18 protein-coding genes are annotated in these 18,040 nt (G+C 73.3%); 9 read left to right on the plus strand and 9 right to left on the minus strand.

Annotation, left to right across the window (positions count from 1 at the left end):
- Positions 1-30: 30 nt before the first annotated feature.
- The 4 genes from surE to ACLBYG_RS16005 all read right to left on the minus strand — a co-directional run bounded on the left by surE (position 31) and on the right by ACLBYG_RS16005 (position 3,148).
- On the minus strand, positions 31-795 hold the full coding sequence (gene surE, locus ACLBYG_RS15990; protein ID WP_100252427.1) for a 5'/3'-nucleotidase SurE: 765 nt from the start codon (positions 793-795) through the stop codon (positions 31-33).
- The gene (serS, locus tag ACLBYG_RS15995; protein ID WP_447682054.1) at positions 795-2,141 is read right to left on the minus strand and encodes a serine--tRNA ligase; all 1,347 of its coding nucleotides are present in this window, start codon (positions 2,139-2,141) and stop codon (positions 795-797) included. Before serS ends, surE begins: the two co-directional genes overlap by 1 nt.
- Positions 2,142-2,241: 100 nt before the next feature.
- Positions 2,242-2,607 (minus strand): YybH family protein, encoded by a 366-nt coding sequence (locus ACLBYG_RS16000; protein ID WP_447682055.1) that lies wholly within the window; start codon positions 2,605-2,607, stop codon positions 2,242-2,244.
- A gap of 97 nt (positions 2,608-2,704) precedes the next feature.
- Complete coding sequence (locus ACLBYG_RS16005; protein ID WP_056533937.1) at positions 2,705-3,148, minus strand: OsmC family protein; 444 nt, start codon at positions 3,146-3,148, stop codon at positions 2,705-2,707.
- A 167-nt stretch (positions 3,149-3,315) separates the two neighbouring features.
- Between ACLBYG_RS16005 and ACLBYG_RS16010 the strand changes: the two genes are divergently transcribed.
- Entirely contained in the window at positions 3,316-4,191 is an 876-nt protein-coding gene (locus ACLBYG_RS16010) for an ATP-binding protein (RefSeq protein ID WP_020094198.1), read from the plus strand.
- A gap of 235 nt (positions 4,192-4,426) precedes the next feature.
- On the opposite strand, the gene dut is transcribed toward ACLBYG_RS16010, so the two are convergent.
- Together dut and ACLBYG_RS16020 are read right to left on the minus strand one after the other, a co-directional pair.
- Complete coding sequence (dut, locus tag ACLBYG_RS16015) at positions 4,427-4,897, minus strand: dUTP diphosphatase (RefSeq protein ID WP_020094197.1); 471 nt, start codon at positions 4,895-4,897, stop codon at positions 4,427-4,429.
- Entirely contained in the window at positions 4,894-5,775 is an 882-nt protein-coding gene (locus ACLBYG_RS16020; RefSeq protein ID WP_447682056.1) for an HpcH/HpaI aldolase/citrate lyase family protein, read from the minus strand. The genes dut and ACLBYG_RS16020 overlap by 4 nt, the downstream gene beginning before the upstream one ends.
- Before the next feature lie 113 nt (positions 5,776-5,888).
- Here ACLBYG_RS16020 and ACLBYG_RS16025 point away from each other — a divergent pair, with 113 nt between their 5' ends.
- The 3 genes from ACLBYG_RS16025 to ACLBYG_RS16035 all read left to right on the plus strand — a co-directional run bounded on the left by ACLBYG_RS16025 (position 5,889) and on the right by ACLBYG_RS16035 (position 7,970).
- Complete coding sequence (locus tag ACLBYG_RS16025) at positions 5,889-6,632, plus strand: DUF429 domain-containing protein (RefSeq protein WP_447682057.1); 744 nt, start codon at positions 5,889-5,891, stop codon at positions 6,630-6,632.
- A 112-nt stretch (positions 6,633-6,744) separates the two neighbouring features.
- Positions 6,745-7,260 (plus strand): NUDIX hydrolase, encoded by a 516-nt coding sequence (locus ACLBYG_RS16030; RefSeq protein WP_447682058.1) that lies wholly within the window; start codon positions 6,745-6,747, stop codon positions 7,258-7,260.
- A gap of 44 nt (positions 7,261-7,304) precedes the next feature.
- Complete coding sequence (locus ACLBYG_RS16035; RefSeq protein ID WP_020094193.1) at positions 7,305-7,970, plus strand: carbonic anhydrase; 666 nt, start codon at positions 7,305-7,307, stop codon at positions 7,968-7,970.
- 219 nt (positions 7,971-8,189) lie between these two features.
- Here the strand turns inward: ACLBYG_RS16035 and ACLBYG_RS16040 are convergent, their stop codons facing one another.
- A complete protein-coding gene (locus tag ACLBYG_RS16040) occupies positions 8,190-8,891 on the minus strand; it encodes a DUF4142 domain-containing protein (protein WP_020094192.1) in 702 nt (233 codons plus the stop codon).
- A gap of 322 nt (positions 8,892-9,213) precedes the next feature.
- Here ACLBYG_RS16040 and ACLBYG_RS16045 point away from each other — a divergent pair, with 322 nt between their 5' ends.
- From ACLBYG_RS16045 to nudC, 5 genes are all read left to right on the plus strand, one after another.
- Positions 9,214-10,362, plus strand: coding sequence for an acyltransferase family protein (locus ACLBYG_RS16045; RefSeq protein WP_447682111.1), 1,149 nt, complete (start codon positions 9,214-9,216; stop codon positions 10,360-10,362).
- Positions 10,363-10,389: 27 nt separating this feature from the next.
- Positions 10,390-11,253 (plus strand): universal stress protein, encoded by an 864-nt coding sequence (locus ACLBYG_RS16050; protein WP_020094190.1) that lies wholly within the window; start codon positions 10,390-10,392, stop codon positions 11,251-11,253.
- A 145-nt stretch (positions 11,254-11,398) separates the two neighbouring features.
- Positions 11,399-11,992 (plus strand): hypothetical protein, encoded by a 594-nt coding sequence (locus ACLBYG_RS16055; RefSeq protein WP_244539963.1) that lies wholly within the window; start codon positions 11,399-11,401, stop codon positions 11,990-11,992.
- Between the two features lie 77 nt (positions 11,993-12,069).
- The gene (locus tag ACLBYG_RS16060) at positions 12,070-12,489 is read left to right on the plus strand and encodes an HIT domain-containing protein (RefSeq protein WP_020094188.1); all 420 of its coding nucleotides are present in this window, start codon (positions 12,070-12,072) and stop codon (positions 12,487-12,489) included.
- A gap of 7 nt (positions 12,490-12,496) precedes the next feature.
- On the plus strand, positions 12,497-13,399 hold the full coding sequence (nudC, locus tag ACLBYG_RS16065; protein WP_447682059.1) for an NAD(+) diphosphatase: 903 nt from the start codon (positions 12,497-12,499) through the stop codon (positions 13,397-13,399).
- Between the two features lie 67 nt (positions 13,400-13,466).
- Here the strand turns inward: nudC and cysG are convergent, their stop codons facing one another.
- Both cysG and ACLBYG_RS16075 read right to left on the minus strand, forming a co-directional pair.
- A complete protein-coding gene (gene cysG / locus ACLBYG_RS16070) occupies positions 13,467-14,939 on the minus strand; it encodes a siroheme synthase CysG (protein ID WP_447682060.1) in 1,473 nt (490 codons plus the stop codon).
- Between the two features lie 201 nt (positions 14,940-15,140).
- Positions 15,141-17,837, minus strand: coding sequence for a nitrate reductase (locus ACLBYG_RS16075; protein ID WP_447682061.1), 2,697 nt, complete (start codon positions 17,835-17,837; stop codon positions 15,141-15,143).
- Positions 17,838-18,040: the final 203 nt, after the last annotated feature.

Consider the following 18,040-nt stretch of genomic DNA (forward strand, 5'->3'; position numbering starts at 1 on the left):
GGCTGCCCAGATCGATCGACGTCCTTTCGATCACTCGGCGAAGGCCTGCGCGAAGCGCGTCAGCGTCGGCTCGTCAGTGAGGTCGAGGCGCAGGGGCGTCACCGAGATCCGCTTCTCGGCGATGGCCTTGAGATCCGAGCCGTGGCCCGGCTCGAACCGGGCCTTGGCGAAGGCCAGCCAGAAATACGGGTTGCCGCGCCCGTCGACACGCGCGTCGATCGACAGCAGCGCCTGGTTGCGGAAGCCCTGCGCCGCCACCGCGACGCCCTGCACGTCGGCCGGCTCGCAGTCCGGGAAGTTCACGTTGATCAGGATGCCGGGCTCGATCCCGGTCTCCAGGATCTTGCGGACGACCTTCGCGCCGTGCGTCCGGGCGCAGTCCCACTTGAGCGCGCCGCGCCCGCCGGCGCCGTAGGCCTGGCTCATGGCGATGGAGCGGATGCCGAGGATCGTCCCCTCCATGGCGGCCGCGATCGTGCCCGAATAGGTCACGTCCTCGGCGACGTTCTGGCCGCGGTTGACTCCCGACAGGACGAGGTCAGGCCCGTGATCGCCCAGGATGTGGCGCACGCCCAGGATCACGCAGTCCGACGGCGTGCCCTTCACGGCGAAGCGCTGCTCCGAGACCTGCCGCAGCCGCAGCGGATCGTTGAGCGAGAGCGAGTGCGACACGCCGGACTGGTCGCTCTCCGGCGCCACGACCCAGACGTCGTCCGAGATCTCCCGGGCGATCTCCTCCAGGGTACTGAGCCCCGGCGCGTGGATGCCGTCGTCGTTGGTGACCAGGATGCGCATCAGCGGGTGCCCTCGATCCGGTTGAGCCCGCCCATGTAGGGGTGGAGCACCGACGGGATGGTGATGCTCCCGTCCGGGTTCTGGTAGTTCTCCATCACGGCGATGAGCGCGCGGCCGACCGCGACGCCCGAGCCGTTGAGCGTGTGGACATAGGCCGGCTTGCCGTCCTTGCCCCGGTAGCGGGCGTTCATCCGCCGGGCCTGGAAGTCGCCGCAGACCGAGCAGGACGAGATCTCGCGGTGGGTGCGCTGGCCGGGCACCCAGACCTCGATGTCGTAGGTCTTCTGGCTGGCGAAGCCCATGTCGCCGGTGCAGAGCGTCATCACCCGATAGGGCAGATCCAGCTTCTTCAGCACCGCCTCGGCGCTGGTCAGCATCCGCTCGTGCTCGTTGGCGGATTCCTCCGGCGTCGTGATCGAGACCAGCTCGACCTTGCTGAACTGGTGCTGGCGCAGCATGCCGCGGGTGTCGCGCCCCGCCGCCCCGGCCTCGGCCCGGAAGCAGGGCGTCAGGGCGGTGAAGCGCAGGGGCAGCTCCTCCTCGCGGAGGATCGCCTCGCGCACGAGGTTCGTCAGCGGCACCTCGGCGGTGGGCACGAGCCAGAAATGCTCGTCGCTGACCGGCGCGGCATCCGCGCCCGCCTGCCCCTGCAGCGACCTGACGTAATCGAGGCCCTTGAAGACCGAGAACTGGTCGTCCTCGAACTTCGGCAGCTGCGCGGTGCCGAACATGGCGGCGTCGCGCACCAGCACCGGCGGCGCCACCTCCAGGTAGCCGTGCTCCTGCGTGTGCAGGTCGAGCATGAACTGGCCGAGCGCCCGCTCCAGCCGCGCGAGCTGGCCCTTCAGCACCACGAAGCGCGAGCCGGACAGCTTGGCCGCCGCCTCGAAATCCATCAGGCCCGAGGCCTCGCCGAGCTCGAAATGCTCGCGGCCTTCGGTCAGCCGCTCGCGGGTCGCGGCGTGGCTGCGGTAGAGGACGTTGCCGTGCTCGTCCGCGCCCTCCGGCACGTCGGGCTTCGGCCGGTTCGGGATCGCGGCGAGGCGGTCGGCTAGGGTCTTGTCTGCCGCGTCCTGCGCGGCTTTCAGCTCCGGCTCGGCCCCCTTCAGGGCCGCGACCTCGGCCATCAGGGCGGCGGCGCGCTCCTCGTCCTTGGCCTTCTTGGCGCCGCCGATCTCCTTGGCCAGCGCGTTGCGCCGCTCTTGGTTGGCCTGCGCGGCCGAGACCGACGATTTCCGCGCCTCGTCGAGGGCGATCAGCTCGGCCGAGAGCGGCGCGAGGCCCCGGCGCTGGAGGTCGCGGTCGAAGGCGTCCGGGTTCTCCCGGATGGCGCGGATGTCGTGCATCGAGTCGGCTCGGGTCTTCTGCGCGGCGTCGAGCGCGCGGGTCCCGCTTTGCCGCATCGCGTCCGGTGGGACAAGCGCGCGGGAGCGTCCGAGCCGGCCGTCAGCCCTTCGGCGGCGCGAGCTTCAGCTGGTCGATCGCCCAGAGCCACGTGCCGTCCGCCTGCTCGCGGGCGACCTCCACCGAGAACGCGCCGTTGGGCAGCCGCGCGAAGGTCATGGCCAGCGCGCCGTTGCGCAGCGGCGGTGGTGTTTCCGGCGCCGGGAAGTCGGATTTGCGCGCCAGCAGGTCGGCATAGAAGGTCCGGATCTCGGCGTGGCCCGTGGCGACGACGCGGCCCGCCGCCAGCACCGCGTCGGGCTCGTAGAGGGCGACGAGGCCCTCGACGTCGCCGGCATTGGCGCGCTGATTGAACAGGGCGGCGAGCGCCTCGGGGGCGCGGGCGGGCTCTCGCGTCTGGTCCTGCATGGCGTCTCCTCACTCCGGGCATTGCGGCCATTGCGGCCATCGCGGCCGTTCGGTGCTGCGGCAATGCGCCGGGCGGCCGATCTTTCCCCGACGCGCGTCATTTCAGGCGCGTGCCATGGCGGTCGGCTACCGACACGGCGACCGGAATCCCGGCCTTCACGCTCTCCGAGACGGTGCAGAACCGCTCGAACTGCTCCAGGACCCGGTCGATCCGCGGCATGTCGGCGGCGGCGGCGCCGAGCTGGATGTGGACGCCGATCCCGGTGACGCGCAGCCGCCCTTCGGCGTTGCGCTCCACCCGGCAGGACGCCTCGGCCGCGACGCCGCGCGCGTCCTGGCGGAACTTGCCCAGGGCGAAGACGAGGCTGGCGCAGAGGCAGTTCGCGACGCCGGAGATCAGGAGCTGCTCGGGGAACGGCCCGGTCCCGCCGCCGATCGGGGGCGCCTCGTCGGTGCGCAGCGCCGGGAGGGCCGCGCTGAAATCGACCGTGAAGACGTAATCCGCGACCTGGGTGATCCGGATCGTCGGTTCCGCTTCCATCGATACTCCCCGGAGGACGTTTCGGCGCGACCGGCCGGGTATACCAACGCTCGATCCCGGTTCGCGTTCGGGAGGACCGCGCCATGCGTCCGGACACGGATGATTTCCCCGGTTCTTCCCCGTAGAACCGGCCGCCTGACCGACCCGCACGCGAACCCCCCGATCCGATGACGAGCCCCGCCACCCTCGACACCCTGATGCCGCTCCTGGAGCGCATCGCCACCGCGCTGGAGCGGACCGCGCCCGCCGTCCCGCCAGCCTTCGACCCGAGCGCCGCCGACGCGTTCCTGTGGGGGCCCGAGCGCCGGCTGACCCCGGTGCCGCAGGTGGCCCGGGTGGAGATGGGCCTGCTCACCGGCATCGACCGGGCGCGCGACACCCTGGTGGAGAACACCGAGCGCTTCGCCCGCGGCCTGCCGGCCAACAACGCCCTGCTGTGGGGCGCCCGCGGCATGGGCAAGTCCTCGCTGGTCAAGGCGGCCCACGCCGAGATCAACGCCCGCCGGCCCGCCGGCAGCCTGCCGATGAAGCTCGTCGAGATCCACCGCGAGGACATCGAGGCGCTGCCCGACCTGATGGCCCTGCTGCGGCCGGACCCGCACCGCTGGCTCGTCTACTGCGACGACCTCTCCTTCGACGCCGACGACACCTCGTACAAGTCGCTCAAGACGGCGCTCGACGGCGGCATCGAGGGGCGGCCGGGGAACGTGCTGTTCTACGCCACATCGAACCGCCGCCACCTGCTCGCCCGCGACATGGTGGAGAACGAGCGCTCGACCGCCATCAACCCCGGCGAGGCGGTGGAGGAGAAGGTCTCGCTCTCGGACCGGTTCGGCCTCTGGCTCGGCTTCCACAAGTGCAGCCAGGACGAGTACCTGGCGATGATCCGCGCCTACGCCGACCGCTACGGTCTCGCCGTGGCGCCGGACCAGCTGCGCGCCGAATCCCTGGAATGGGCCACCACCCGCGGCTCGCGCTCGGGCCGGACCGCGTTCCAGTTCATCCAGGACCTGGCCGGGCGGCTCGGCAAGACGCTGGACTGAGGGGCGGCGCCGAGCTCCTGTCGTCATCCGCGTCCTGGTCGATGGCGTCGGCCCCGCCGTCTTTGCGAGCGGAGCGAAGCAATCCAGGCAGCGCCACGCTTGGCAATGTCGCGCTGCCCTGGGTCCCTTCGCTCCGCTCGTGATGACGGATTGGGACACCCACCGAGGCCTCGATCGGAACGGGTCTGACGTCCTCTCCCGGGCCGAACCGGTATCCCAGTCGGCGGAGGGCGCGCTAGCGCCCGCTCGACCCGAACCCGCCCGCGCCCCGCTCCGAGCCGGGGCCGGGCGCGCCCTCCAGCACAGTCAGCGCCGGCCGCGTGATCCGCGTGAAGACGAGCTGCGCGATCCGCTCGCCCGGCTCGATCCGCACGGGCTCGGATGCGTCGCGATTCCAGGCGGAGACCAGCAGCGGACCCTCGTAATCCGCGTCGATCACGCCGGTGCCGTTGCCGAGCACCAGACCGTCCCGGTGTCCGCGCCCCGAGCGCGGGAATATCAGCCCGCACCAGGCGGGATCGCGGATCAGCACGCTGACCCCCGCCGGGATCAGGACCGCCTTCCCCTGAGGCTGCAACTCCAGGGGCGCGTCGAGGCAGGCGTGCAGGTCGAGGCCGGCCGCGGCCGACGAACCCCAGCGCGGGAAGCCCCAGCCCGGCAGGCGCGGGTCGAGCAGCCGCAGCCCGACCTCCGGCAGGTCGCTCACGCGGTCATCCGCGCGATCGCCTCGGCCATGGCGAGCGTCCGCCGGGCGGCCTCGACGTGGAGGCGCTCGACCATCTTGCCGTCTACCGCGATGACCCCGCGCTCGCGGTTCTCCGGCGCGTCGAACACGTCCATCAGCCGGCGGGCCTGCGCGATCTCCTCGGCATCCGGCCCGAAGGCGGCGTTGGCCGGGCCGATCTGGCTCGGGTGGATCAGCATCTTGCCGTCGAAGCCGAGGTCGCGGCCCTGCGCGCACTCGGCCTCGAACCCGGTCGCATCCTCGAGGTCGGTGAACACGCCGTCGATCGCCTCGATCTCGTAGGCCCGGGCGGCGGCCAGGACGTTCATCAGCCAGGGCAGCAGGGCGGCCCGCCCCGGCGGCCGGATCCGCGACGCCTTCAGGAGGTCGTTCGGGCCGATCACCAGGGCGCCGAGCCGGCCGTCCACGTCCCGGGCCGCGCCCGCGATCTCGGCGGCGTTCACCACCGCCATCGGCGTCTCGATCATCGCCCAGACCCGCGTCGCCAGGGGCGCGCCGAGGCGGCGCAGGCGGGAGCCCACGGCGATCAGCGCGTCGGAGGTCCGGACCTTCGGCACCAGGATCGCGTCCGGGGCGGCCGGCGCGAGCGCCACGAGGTCGGCCTCGCCGTCCTCGGTCTCCGGCGGGTTGATGCGGACCACGACCTCGCGCGGGCCGAAGCCTCGCGCGGCGACCGCGGCGGCGACCTGGGCGCGGGCCGCCGCCTTCGCGGCGGGGGCGGTGCCGTCCTCGAGGTCGATCAGGATCACGTCGGCGGGGAGCGACCGCGCCTTCTCCAGCGCCCGGGCGTTGGAGCCCGGCATCGCCAGCACGCTGCGACGGGGACGGATCTCGCTCATCACGCTTCTCCCGGGCCGGCGGCGCCCTCGGCGACGCGGATAGCTTTCCGCGCGCATCCCGGCAAGAACGCGGGCCGGAACGGCGGCCGCACGCACCGCGGCGGGGGAATGGCATGGCGCGCTGGATCGCGGGACTGGACGGCTGCCGCGGCGCCTGGGCGGGGGCGCTCCTCGACCTCGACGACCCCGATCGGCACCGCTGCGCCCTGTTCCCGGACGTCGCCGCGCTCCTCGACGCGCCGGAGCGGCCCGACATCGTCGGGATCGACGTGCCGATCGGGCTGCCCGACCGGATCACCGGCGGCGGCCGCGGCGCCGACCGGGCCGCGCGCGCCCGGCTCGGGCCGGCGCGGGCCTCGGTGTTCCCGATGCCGCCGCGGAGCGCGGTCTACGCCCCCGACTACGCCGCCGCGAAGGCCGCCTCGCGGGCCGCGAGCGACCCGCCCTTCGCGCCGTCGATCCAGGGCTACAACATCTTCCGCTACGTCCGCGCGGTCGACACGCTCCTGCGGCAGCGCCCGGAGGCGCGCGCGCGGGTCCACGAGGTCCATCCCGAGGTGGCCTTCCACGCCCTCAACGGCGGCCGGCCGCTCGGCCTGCCCAAGAAGGGCAGGCGCGCCCGCGAAGGGCTGGACCGCCGGCGGGCGCTCCTCGCGGCGGCGGGCCTGCCGGACGCGCTGATCGGGTCCCGGGTCAAGGGCGTTCCGGAGGACGACCATCTCGACGCGCTGGCCTCCCTCGTGGTGGCCCGCGACATAAGCCTCGGACAGGCCGTGCCGCTGCCGGATCCACCCGAGCGCGACGCCTTCGGGCTCCCCGTCGTGATCTGGGCACCGGCACCCCGCCCGCCGTCCTGAACCGGCGCCCCGCACCTCCGCCGGGCGCGTCGGCGGCCGCAACGTGCTGTTTTGCACGCAGGCGCGCGCGCGGCCGGTGTCCGTCCCCGGCGCGCGCTCTAGCTCTGGCTGCATGAGCGCCGCGAACCCCCTGCCCGTCCGTCACATCGCCCGCGCGATCGTCCTCGATCCGCGGGACCGGATCCTGCTCATCGCCTACACGTCGGTCCACGCGAGGGGGCCGGACGGGGCGCCGCTCCGGTTCTGGTTCATGCCCGGCGGCGGCCTTGAGCCCGGCGAGGACCACGTCACCGCCTGCCGGCGGGAACTCGAGGAGGAGATCGGCCGGGGCGACGCCGCGATCGGCCCGCAGGTCGCGGCCTGCGACGGCCTGTTCCACCTGTTCCGCCAAGCGCGGGACGCCCGGGAGCGCTACTTCCTCGTCCGCCTTCCGGACGACCGCGTCGACACGAGCCGGCTCGCCGAGACCGAGGACAACCCGCTGATCGGGACGCGCTGGTGGCCGCTCGACGAGTTGCGCGCCAGCGGTGAGCACGTCGAGCCGGCCGGCCTCGCGGATCTGGCCTCGGATCTCGTGGGCGGGACTATTCCGGCCCAGCCGCGCGTTCTTGCTTGGCGAGGACTTTGATTTCACTCCCGCTGTCGCGGATTTGTCTAACTGGAGACGACTTTATGTTCCCCGTCTACCTGACCGAAGGCTACCGGTCCTTCCTCCTCGACCGCTTTCCGACCGAGCGGCGGCGCTTCGCGCAGCTCGCCTCGACGCAGAATCCGGAGATCCTGGTCATCAGCTGCTGCGACAGCCGGGTCTCGCCCAGCGCGATCTTCAATGCCGGCCCGGGCGAGCTGTTCACGATCCGCAACGTCGCCAACCTCGTGCCGGTCTATCAGCCGGACGGCCAGTATCACGGCACCTCGGCGGCCCTGGAATTCGCCGTCCAGGCCCTGGAGGTGAAGCACATCGTCGTCCTCGGGCATGCCACCTGCGGTGGCATCAAGGCCTGGGCCAACAAGGCGAAGCCGCTCTCGCCCGGCGACTTCATCGGCAAGTGGGTCTCGCTCGTGGGTCAGGCCGAGGACAAGGCCGGCGATCCCGCCGCGCCGAACTACCTGACCAAGCTGGAACACGCCGTGGTCGTCCAGAGCATGGAGAACCTGCTGACCTTCCCGTTCGTGAAGGAGCGGGTCGACGACGGCCGCCTCGAGATCCACGGCGCGCATTTCGGCGTGGCCAGCGGCTCCCTGCTGGTGCGCGATCCGCAGTCCGGCGAGTTCAAGCCGCCGATCGACACGACCGGCCAGTCGGTCCGTTCCGTCGCCGCCATCGCGTGCGAGTGAGCGCACGGCGCGGGCGCTGAGATTCTGGACCGGTCGGCCGGTCCCGGATCCTATGATGCTGGGACGCGCCGGCGCGGCGCGTCCGCGAAGGTCGTTCGCCGCGGTCGGCCGGCGATCATCCTGGCTCGAACAGCCATCGACATGAGAAAGGCGGCGGGCTCGCGCCCGCCGCCTTCTCGTTCGGCCCGGCCGAGGCCGGGCCGCCGAAGTCCGTGCCGCTTACATGGCGCCCGGGAGACGCTCGGCCTGCTGCAGGTGCATCTGCAGGGCCGGCAGGGCCTGCTGGGCGTAGTTGCGCAGGGCCGGGTTCGGGCCGCCCTGAGCGTAGGCCTGGGTCATCGCGATGGTCATCTGATGGGCCTGGATCTGCTGCGACGCGTACAGGCGGTCGAAGCGCGCGCCGGCCGGGGCGGCCGAGAGCTGGGCCAGCATCGCCTGCTGCTCCGGGTTCGGCGGGACGATCGTCGAGGCGCCGGTCGCCATCACGTCGCCGCGGCCGATCTGGCCACCCGCGGCGGCGCCGCGCGCCGCGCCGGCACCCGCGCCCTCGAGGCCGCCGACCGGGCCGCCCGCCAGGGTGCCGCCGACCACGCCGGTCGCCGCGCCGACGCCGGCGCCCACGGCGCTGCCCGCCACCGCGATCGGGGCGGTGACCAAGCCACCGAGGCCCGGATCGCCGGCGACGCCGTTCATCTGGCCGCCGGCCAGGGCGACGTTGGCGGCGCGGTGGTCACGGAGCACCTCCTGGGCGTAGGAGCGGATGCGCGGGTTGCGCGACTTGGACAGGGCGATCTGCGAGGACTGGATCTCGAAGGCGTTCGCCTGCATCGACTGCATGCGGAAGTCGTTGGCGCTCTGGGCCATGGCCGGGGTCGACAGCGCCAGGACGAGCGCGGACGCGGCAGCGTAGTTCTTCAGCATCGGGACCTCTGTTCGAGATGGGCACGCGAACCGCGGAAGGACGCCGCATGTGCAGCACGGACGCCTCGGCAGACGACGTCGCAGGCAACTCGGAGCCGGCGGGTTCGCGAATTGGTCCGTCAACGAGGCTATCGGCTTATGGTTCCTGCCGTTTTCGCATCGGACAATACGGTTCCCGAGCGGATCTAATCCGGCGCGCGTGCCCTCTCGGTGGATCCCGCAGGATGCCGATTGCGCTCGTCCGGGACGGTGGCCTCGGCGGGTGGGTCCTTCCGGCCGCACCTCCGGGCAGGGCTCGAAGCGCGACGCGCGCGGGCAGCCCGTGATCGTCGTCGCCGTCCAGATCCTCCGCGCCGCCGCCGCCCTCATGGTGGCATGGCACCACGCGCGGCACGAGGCGGGCCTCCTCGCTGACCGGGGCGCCGGCCCGGCGCTCGATCCCGCGACGCTGCTGCCCTGGTGGGGCGGGGTCGACCTGTTCTTCGTGATCTCCGGCTTCGTCATCGTCCATGCCGGCGGCCGGCTCGCGGGCCGGTCGGGCGGCCGCGCCCGCTTCCTCGCCCACCGGGTCGCCCGGGTGGTGCCCCTCTACTGGCTGGTGAGCCTGCTCTACCTCGTCCTGGCGCTCGCGCGGCCGGACCTCCTGGGCGAGGCCGCCGCGCTGGTGCGCGACCCGGTCGCCCTCGCGGCGAGCTTCCTGTTCTGGCCGGCGGCCCGCCCCGACGGCACCGTCCAGCCGCTCTACGGCCTCGGCTGGACCCTGAACTACGAGGCGGCCTTCTACGCACTCTTCGCCGCGGGTCTCGGCTTCGGGCGGCGTGGCGCCGTCGCGTGGCTGTGCGGGAGCTTGGCCGTCCTCGTGGCGGTCGGCGCCCTCGTGCCGGGCCTGCCGGTGCCGCTGCGCTTCTGGTCGGATCCGATCGTACTCGAATTCGCCGCCGGCGCCGGTCTCGCCCTCGCCTGGGGCGCGGGGTTCCGGCCGGCCCTCCCCCTGCGGGTCGGGCTCGCGGTGCTGGGCGTGCTGGGGCTGATCCTGGCCGCGCGGGTGCTCGCGGGTCTCGGCGAGGCCGACGGGTTCCTGCGCCCGCTCCTCGTCGGCGGGCCGGCCGTCCTGCTGGTGGCGGCCGCCCTCGGGCCACCCCGCGACGCGGCCGCGGTCGCGCGGCTGCCGTCCCCCGTGCGCGTGCTCGTCGCGCTCGGCGACGCGTCCTACGCCCTCTACCTCGTGCATCCGTTCGCGCTACGACTCGTGCGCGAGGCGCTGCTGCGGCTCGGTCTCGCCCCCGCCCTGCATCCCTGGGGCAGCATGGCGCTGATGCTCGCGGTCAGCGCCGCGGCCGCGCTCGTGGTCCACCGCCTCGTCGAGCGGCCCCTGGCTGGGGCCCTCCGCAACCGGCTCGATCCGGGTGCGCCGCAAAAGCGTGTGCGCGCCGTGCCGGGCCCGGTTCCACCGCGCGGCCGGGCGGATTAGCCTCGCGTGCCCGAGGAGGAGGCCAGCATGAAGACCCTGCTCGTACCCGTCGCGATGCACGACGCCCTGCCCTCCGTCTTCGAGACGACCCGGCTGGCGGCCACGCGCTTCGGCAGTCTGATCGAGGGCGTGTCCCTGCGCCCGGCGCTGGCCGAGTACGTGCCGGTCGACATGGTCGGCGGCATGACTTGGCTGCGCGACGAGGAGGCCGACCGGGCCGAGGCCGAGGAAGCGGGCGGCCGCTTCGTGGCCTTCATGGACGGCGCCGGCATCCCGCGGCACGCCCGCGACGGGCTCTGCATACCGGACCGCGTGCCGGATGCCGGACCGCGCTACCGCTGGCGACAGGACGTCCCCACCGGCGACGCGTTCCTCGGGCAGTACGCGCGGCTGTTCTCGGCCACGGTGGTCGGGCGCCCCGGCACGACCGACAACGCCCCGCGCATGACCACGTTCGAGACGGCCCTGTTCGAGAGCGGCCGCCCGATCCTGCTGGCGCCGCCTACGGCACCGGCCAGCCTCGGTGACGCCGTAGTCATCGCCTGGAACGGGTCGACCGAGACCGCCCGGGCGGTGGCTTTCGCGATGCCGTTCCTGCGGCGGGCCGAGCGGGTGCTCGTGCTCAGCGTCGAGGGCGGCATGGTGCCGGGCCCGACCGCGCAGGACCTCGCCCAGGCCCTGGCCTGCGAGGGTGTGGACGCGTCGCACCGGGCCCTGCCGGCCGGCCGGCGCGTGCCCGGCGAGACCTTTCTGGCGGAGGCGAAGGCGTTCGGCTGCGATCTTCTCATCAAGGGCGCCTACACACAGAGCCGCCTGCGCCAGATGATCTTCGGCGGCGTCACCAGCCACGTTCTCGCCCACGCCGACATGCCGGTGCTGATGGCGCATTGAGCGCTCCGCGAGCCCGGCCGACGGATTGCGGCACCGCACGTCCTTCGGCGCCGGGAACCCTGCCCGGTCCCCGGCGTTCGGGTCCCGCAGCCGGACGGCACGCCCATTGTCCACACGCTCGGAAAGGACCCCCGTGAAGAGCCCCGTGAGACGTCTCTTCCTCGCCGGCCTTCTGGCGATCGCGACCATCCCCGCCGCCCGCGCTGAGCCGGCGACCGTCCGGTTCCGCGGCACCGTGGTCCAGGCCGATTCGGAGCGCGTGGAGATCCGCCGCACCAGCGGCAGCACCCTGGCCGTGCGGATGGGCCCCCGGACCCGCATCTACGCGGTGAACGGCGCCAGCCTGCGGGCGATCAAGCCGGAGAGCTACGTCAGCGTCCTCGGTGCGTCCGATTCCGAGCCGCGGCAGGCGACCGCCGTGACCCTGTACTCTCCGTCCGAGCGCGGGTTCGAGGCCGGCAGCCAGCCCTGGGACACCGCGCAGGGCGCGCGCCTCACCGCCGGCTGGGTGGCCGACGTGCAGCGGGGCGCGCCGATGCGTCTGACCCTCGCCTATAACGGCGGCCAATCGTCCTTCGCGATCCCCGACGACACGCCGGTGACGCAGTTCTCGCCTGGTGAGAAGGCGATGCTTCAGCGGGGCGCCGCCGTGACGATCTTCGCGCGCCCGGACGAGGCCGGCGGGCTGATGGCGGGGACGATCGCGGTGGGCCGCCAGGGCGTCGTGCCGGGTCTCTGAGCCGATCGGGCCGCTGCGTCACCGACGGCGCAGCAAACCCGCGCGCCGACGCGGAAGCTGCGCTACACCGGTCGGCGATGACCGAGCCCGCCTTCACCCTCGACCCGCGCCTGTCGGCTGACACCGCCGAAGTGGGCGACCTCGCCCTGTGCCGCGTGCTGCTGATGGATGATGCCCGGTTCCCGTGGCTGATCCTAGTGCCGCGCCGCCCGAACCTCACCGAGATCACCGACCTCTCCGAGACCGATGCCGCGGCGCTCTGGAAGGAGATCCGCCTCACCACGGGGGTGATGCAGGCCCTGTCCAAGCCCGACAAGGTGAATGTCGGCGCCCTGGGCAACGTAGTGTCGCAGCTCCACGTCCACGTGGTCGGCCGCTTCCGGTCGGATCCCGCCTGGCCGGGGCCGGTCTGGGGGTTCGAGACCCGCAAGCCCTATCCGCCCCACGCCCGCGCCCAGCTCCTCGAGCGCGCCGGCGCCCTCTTCTCCGCGGCCTGACCCTCGCATGACCGATCCCCGCGACACCCTCGGCTTCGTCCGAAACCGCCTCGACCGGCACTCGGCCGAGCAGCCCGAGGAGGCGGTGCCCGCCTTCGACACGCCCGAAGCCCGCCTCGTGCTGATCTGCGGCGACCGGATCGTGCTGCGCGGGGAGACCGCACTGATCGCGGTCGCGGAGGCGGCGGACCTCGCCGGCGAGATGCGCATCTTCCTCGGGCACCGGGACGGGCAGCCCGTCTTCGCCGCCGCCGCGCCGGCCGAGGCCGCGGAGCGCTTCTCCGAGGGGCCGACCCGTACCCTCGACCTGAGGTCGATCGCCACCGACTCCGCCGTGGCGGCCGAGGAGCTCGGCCTACTCGCCGTGGCCAAGTCCATGCTCGACTGGCACGCCCGCCACGGCTTCTGCGCCAATTGCGGCACCGCCACCGTCTCGAAGGCCGGCGGCTTCCGCCGGGAATGCCCGGGTTGCAGCGCCCACCATTTCCCCCGGGTCGACCCGGTGGTGATCATGCTGGTGCGCCGGGGCGACACCTGCCTGCTCGGCCGGGGTCCGCATTTCCGCCCGCACATGTATTCCTGCCTCGCGGGCTTCCTGGAGCCCGGCGAGACGATCGAGGACGCGGTGCGCCGCGAGGTGTTCGAGGAGACGCAGATCCGCGTCGGCGCCGTCACCTACCGGACGTCGCAGCCCTGGCCGTTCCCGTCGTCGCTGATGATGGGCTGCGCCGCCGAGGCGCTCGACGAGGTTATCGTGACCGATCCCAGCGAGCTGGAGGATGCGCGCTGGTTCAGCCGGGCCGACGTCGCGGCCATGCTGGCGGGAACGCATCCCGAGGGGATCCTGGCGCCGCCGCCTATGGCGATCGCCAACTACCTGATGCGCGCCTTCGTGGCCGGCGAGACCTGATCCGGATCAGCCGGACGCGCCGGAGCCGCTGATCTTCAGCTCCCCCGCCGCGCCCGTGCCAGCGGCCTCAGACCGCCACGCGGGCCTGCTCCGCCCGGGCCGGGAGCGCGCCCCGCATCTCCGAGAAGGCCTCGCCCACCATCAGCAGCGCCGGACCGTCGAGGCCCGCCGCCTCGACCCGGTCGGCGAGGTCGGCGGCCGTGCCGCGCAGGGCCTGCTGGTTCGGGCGGGTGGCGTTGAACACCAGCAGCGCCGGCGTCGTGGGCGCCAGGCCCTCCTCCACGGCGCGCGCCAGCAAGGCCCGCAGGCTCCGCTTCGGCATGTAGACGACCGTGGTGACGCTCGGATCGGCGAGCGCGCCCCAGTTCAGGTCGTCCGGCAGCGCCCCGCGGCGGTCGTGGCCGGTGACGAACTGGAGCCGGCGCGCGGCGTCGCGATGGGTCAGGGACAGGCCGAGGGACGCCGCCGCACCCTGCGCGGCCGAGACGCCCGGCACCACGGTCACCGGGATGCCGGCGGCCCGGCAGGCCTCGATCTCCTCGCCGGCCCGGCCGAAGACCAGCGGGTCGCCGGATTTCAACCGCACCACCTGCTTGCCGGAGCGGGCGAGCTGCACCATCAGCGCGTTGATGTCGTCCTGGCGGCAGGACGGGCCGTGGCCGGTCTTGCCCACCAGCATGGTGCGGGCCTCGCGGCGGGCGTAGTCCAGGATCTCGGGCGCGACGAGGTCGTCGTAGAGAATGACGTCGGCGTTGCGCAGCGCCCGCAGCGCCTTGAGCGTGAGCAGTTCCGCGTCGCCGGGGCCGGCCCCGACCAGCGTCACGGCGCCGCCCTTCGGGGCGGTCTCGGTCTCGCCGAGCAGCTCGGCGAGATCCCGGTCCGACGGCGCCCGGTCGGGCTCCGCGAAGGCCCGGTCGGTGAAGCGCTCCCAGAAGAACCGCCGGTCGGCGAAGCCGTGGAAGCGGGCCGTGACGCCGTCGCGCCAGTCGCGGGCGGCCGCGACCCAGCGACTGAACCCGCGGGGCAGCATCGCCTCGATCCGGGCGCGCACGGTCTGCCCGAAGACCGGGGCCGCGCCCTCGGTCGAGATGCCGACCACGAGCGGCGAGCGGTTGACGATGGCGCCGAACTTCACGTCGCAGAGGTGTGGCCGGTCCACCGCGTTGACGATGGCGCCGGCGCCGCGGGCGGCCGCCACGAAGGCGACGCACTCGGCCTCGTCCTCCATCGCGCCGATGCAGAAGGCCGCGCCCCAGAGATCGTCCGGGCTCCAGGGGCGTTCGTGCAGGACCACCTGCCCGTCGACGATCTCGCCCGGCACGGCGCGCAGCTCCTCGCCGGGCTCGGGCGCGTAGACGTCGACATGGGCGCCGGCGGCGGCCAGCACCTTCACCTTCCAGGGGGCGCCGCCGGACGAGCCGGCGAGCACCACCCGCTTGCCGCGCAGGGGGACGAAGACGGGCAGCACCGCCAGCGGTTCCAGGCCGGCAGCCTTGGTCTCGCGGGGGGCGCGGGCTGCGCGCAGGGGGGTCTCGGTCACGGGCCTGTCCTGAATCGTCCTGATCCGGCCGGTCCCGACTGCCCCCTCATCCTCGGGTGCCGGAGCGGAGGCCTCGAAGGGGGCTCCAGTCGGCCGCGATCCCTGGAGCTCTTCTTCGAGGACCGCTGACGCGGGCACCTCAGGATGAGGTGATCTGACAGGAGAAGCCGATCCATCCTCGCCGGCGAGTGTATCAGAAAATCACGCGGCGCATGCGGTCTGCCCGGCCAGCATCTTGCGGATCTCCGGTATGCACGAGCCGCAATTCGTCCCGGCCTTGCAGGCGGCGCCCACCGCCTCCACGGAGCCGGCGCCTCCGGCGATGGTCGCGGCGATGACGTCCGCGCCGACGCCGTGACAGGCGCAGACCACCGGACCCGCCGAGGCGGTCGCCGCGCGGCCCGAGAGCAGCGCCCGCCGCTCGGCGGCGTCGGGCGCCTCGGCGGCGAACAGGACCTTGGCGGCCTCCCAGTCCGGCCGCTCGGCGGCGGGGGCGTAGGCGAGGCAGGCGACGAGGCGGTCGCCGTCGTAGACCGCGCAGCGGTAGCGATCGCGGGCGTGGTCGGCATATTCCGCCAGCTCGCCGCCCGGCAGCGCCTCGCTCTGGATCAGCCCGCGCACCATCAGCGCCACGGCGCGGGAGCTGTCGGCGGTGGCGAACTGCGCGCCCCAGCCGCCGGTGATCGCGGCGCGCGCCCACCACCAGCCCTCGGGCAGCGCCACCTGTCGGCGCGTCAGCAGGAAGCCGCGGGCGCGGTAGCCGACGGACGCGATCGCCGCGGGGGTCGCCTTGAGCTCGGGCTGACCCGAGACCGGGTCGGTCATGCCCCGCACCAGCGCGCCGACCCGGGCTCGCGACGCGAAGGCGCCGCCCCAGTGCATCGGCATGAACAGGCTGCCTGGCACCACCGTGTCGGTGACCGTCACCTCCAGCTCGGCTGCGCCGTGCGCGGTCGTGAGCCGGGCGATGTCGCCCTCCGCGAGGCCGTGGACCGCCGCGTCGTCCGGATGGACCTCGACGAACGGCACGGCCCGGTGCGCGGAGAGCCGCTGGCTCTTCCCGGTGCGCGTCATCGTGTGCCAGTGGTCGCGGACCCGGCCGGTGTTGAGCATGAGCGAGAACGCCGTAGAGGCCGCGAGCGCGAGGGCCGGCGGCTGCACCGCGACGAAGCGGGCGCGCCGGTCGAAGGTGTAGAACCGGCCGTCGCCGAACAGCCTCGCCTTCCCCTGCGGGGCGCCCCGGAAGCCGGAGCGCCTCGGGATCGGCCACTGCACCGGCAGGGCCGCCTCGTAGGCGGCGTCGCCGATGTCCGCGAGCGCGCCGAGGTCGAAATCGCGGGTGCCGTTGTTCTCGTAGGCCGAGAGCCCGGCATGCTCGCGGAAGATCGCGGCGGCGGAATCGAACGCGAAGGCCCGGCCGTGGCCGAGGCGGCGCCCGACATCCGCCAGCGCCGCCCAGTCCGGCCTGGCCTCGCCGGGGCTCGCGAGGAAGCGGCGCTGGCGCGAGATCCGGCGCTCGGAATTGGTGACCGTGCCGTCCTTCTCGCCCCAGGCCTGGGCGGGGAGAAGCACGGTGGTCCTGGCCCGCCCCCGCGCGGTGTCGGAATCCGCCACCGCCTCGGACACCACGTAGAGGTCGAGGCCGGCGAGCGAGTCCCGGATCGCGTCGGCCCGCGGCATCGAGACCAGCGGGTTGGTGCCCATCACCCACAGCGCCTTGATCTTGCCCCGGCCGATCGCCTCGAACAGGGCCACCGCCTTCATGCCCTCGCCGGTGATGATCCGCGGGGCGCCCCAGTAGCGGCGCACCCGGTCCACCTCCTCGGGGGTGAAGTGCATGTGGGCGGCCAGCATGTTGGCGAGCCCCCCGACCTCGCGCCCGCCCATGGCGTTCGGCTGGCCGGTCAGCGAGAACGGCCCCATCCCGGTCTCGCCGATCCGGCCGGTGACGAGGTGGCAGTTGATGATGCTGTTGCCCTTGTCGGTCCCCTGCGCCGACTGGTTCACCCCCTGCGAGAAGGCCGTGACCACCCGGCGGGTGCCGGCGAACAGGGCGTAGAAGGCCGCGATGTCGGCCTCGGTCACGCCGGTGACGCCGGCGACAGCCGCGAGGTCCGGCGCGATCTGGCGGGCGCGGTCGAGGGCGCCGTCGAGGCCGGCCGTGTGGGAATCGATGAAGGCGCGGTCGCGGAAACCGTTGTCCGACAGGTAGACCAGCAGGCCCGAGAACAGGGCGGTGTCGGTGCCCGGCCGGATGCCGAGGAACAGGTCGCATTCCTGCGCGGTCTGGGTCCGGCGCGGGTCGATGACCACGAACTTGGTGCCGCGGCGCTCCTTGGCGTCGGCCATGCGGCGGAACAGGACCGGGTGGCACCACGCGGTGTTGGAGCCGACCAGCACGATCAGGTCGGCCTCGTCGAGATCCTCGTAGCAGCCCGGGACCGTGTCGGAGCCGAAGGCCCGGCGGTGGGCCGCGACCGCGCTCGACATGCAGAGGCGCGAGTTGGTGTCCACGTGCGGCGTGCCGATGAAGCCCTTCGCGAGCTTGTTGGCGACGTAGTAATCCTCGGTGAGGAGCTGGCCCGAGAGGTAGAAGGCGATCGCGTCCGGCCCGTGCTCGTCCGCCACCGCGCGGAGCTTGCCCGCGACCGTGTCGAGCGCGGCATCCCACGAGACCTGGGCGCCGTCGACCTGCGGGTGGAGCAGGCGGTTCTCGAGCGACAGGGTCTCGCCCAGCGCCGAGCCCTTCGAGCACAGGCGGCCGAAATTGGCCGGGTGCTCGGAATCGCCCGCGATGGTGGCGCCGCCCTGCCCGTCCGGGGTCGCGAGCACGCCGCACCCGACCCCGCAATAGGGGCAGGTGGTCCGCACCGTCGGCGCCGCCACTGGCTGGGTCATGGCTCAATCCTCGCAGGGTCGTCCTGGGCGGGAGCAAGCTTCGCGCCGCCGTTCCCCTCCCCCCTGTGGGGAGGGGTCAGGGGTGGGGGTGGTGCAGAAGGCACCGCCCGAGCCCCATCCTGCGCCACCCCCACCTCCGGCTCCTCCCCACAGGCTCGAGCGATCCCGGGCAAGCCCGGGGTCGCCAGGGGAGGAGAGCAAGT

This window comes from Methylobacterium sp. D53M, from assembly GCF_053345625.1.

Bases quoted from the DNA above. Each gene is read 5' to 3' on its own strand.
- surE (WP_100252427.1), bottom strand. From the start codon at position 795: ATGCGCATCCTGGTCACCAACGACGACGGCATCCACGCGCCGGGGCTC.
- serS (WP_447682054.1), bottom strand. From the start codon at position 2,141: ATGCACGACATCCGCGCCATCCGGGAGAACCCGGACGCCTTCGACCGC.
- ACLBYG_RS16000 (WP_447682055.1), bottom strand. From the start codon at position 2,607: ATGCAGGACCAGACGCGAGAGCCCGCCCGCGCCCCCGAGGCGCTCGCC.
- ACLBYG_RS16005 (WP_056533937.1), bottom strand. From the start codon at position 3,148: ATGGAAGCGGAACCGACGATCCGGATCACCCAGGTCGCGGATTACGTC.
- ACLBYG_RS16010 (WP_020094198.1), top strand. From the start codon at position 3,316: ATGACGAGCCCCGCCACCCTCGACACCCTGATGCCGCTCCTGGAGCGC.
- ACLBYG_RS16020 (WP_447682056.1), bottom strand. From the start codon at position 5,775: ATGAGCGAGATCCGTCCCCGTCGCAGCGTGCTGGCGATGCCGGGCTCC.
- ACLBYG_RS16025 (WP_447682057.1), top strand. From the start codon at position 5,889: ATGGCGCGCTGGATCGCGGGACTGGACGGCTGCCGCGGCGCCTGGGCG.
- ACLBYG_RS16030 (WP_447682058.1), top strand. From the start codon at position 6,745: ATGAGCGCCGCGAACCCCCTGCCCGTCCGTCACATCGCCCGCGCGATC.
- ACLBYG_RS16035 (WP_020094193.1), top strand. From the start codon at position 7,305: ATGTTCCCCGTCTACCTGACCGAAGGCTACCGGTCCTTCCTCCTCGAC.
- ACLBYG_RS16040 (WP_020094192.1), bottom strand. From the start codon at position 8,891: ATGCTGAAGAACTACGCTGCCGCGTCCGCGCTCGTCCTGGCGCTGTCG.
- ACLBYG_RS16050 (WP_020094190.1), top strand. From the start codon at position 10,390: ATGAAGACCCTGCTCGTACCCGTCGCGATGCACGACGCCCTGCCCTCC.
- ACLBYG_RS16060 (WP_020094188.1), top strand. From the start codon at position 12,070: ATGACCGAGCCCGCCTTCACCCTCGACCCGCGCCTGTCGGCTGACACC.
- nudC (WP_447682059.1), top strand. From the start codon at position 12,497: ATGACCGATCCCCGCGACACCCTCGGCTTCGTCCGAAACCGCCTCGAC.
- ACLBYG_RS16075 (WP_447682061.1), bottom strand. From the start codon at position 17,837: ATGACCCAGCCAGTGGCGGCGCCGACGGTGCGGACCACCTGCCCCTAT.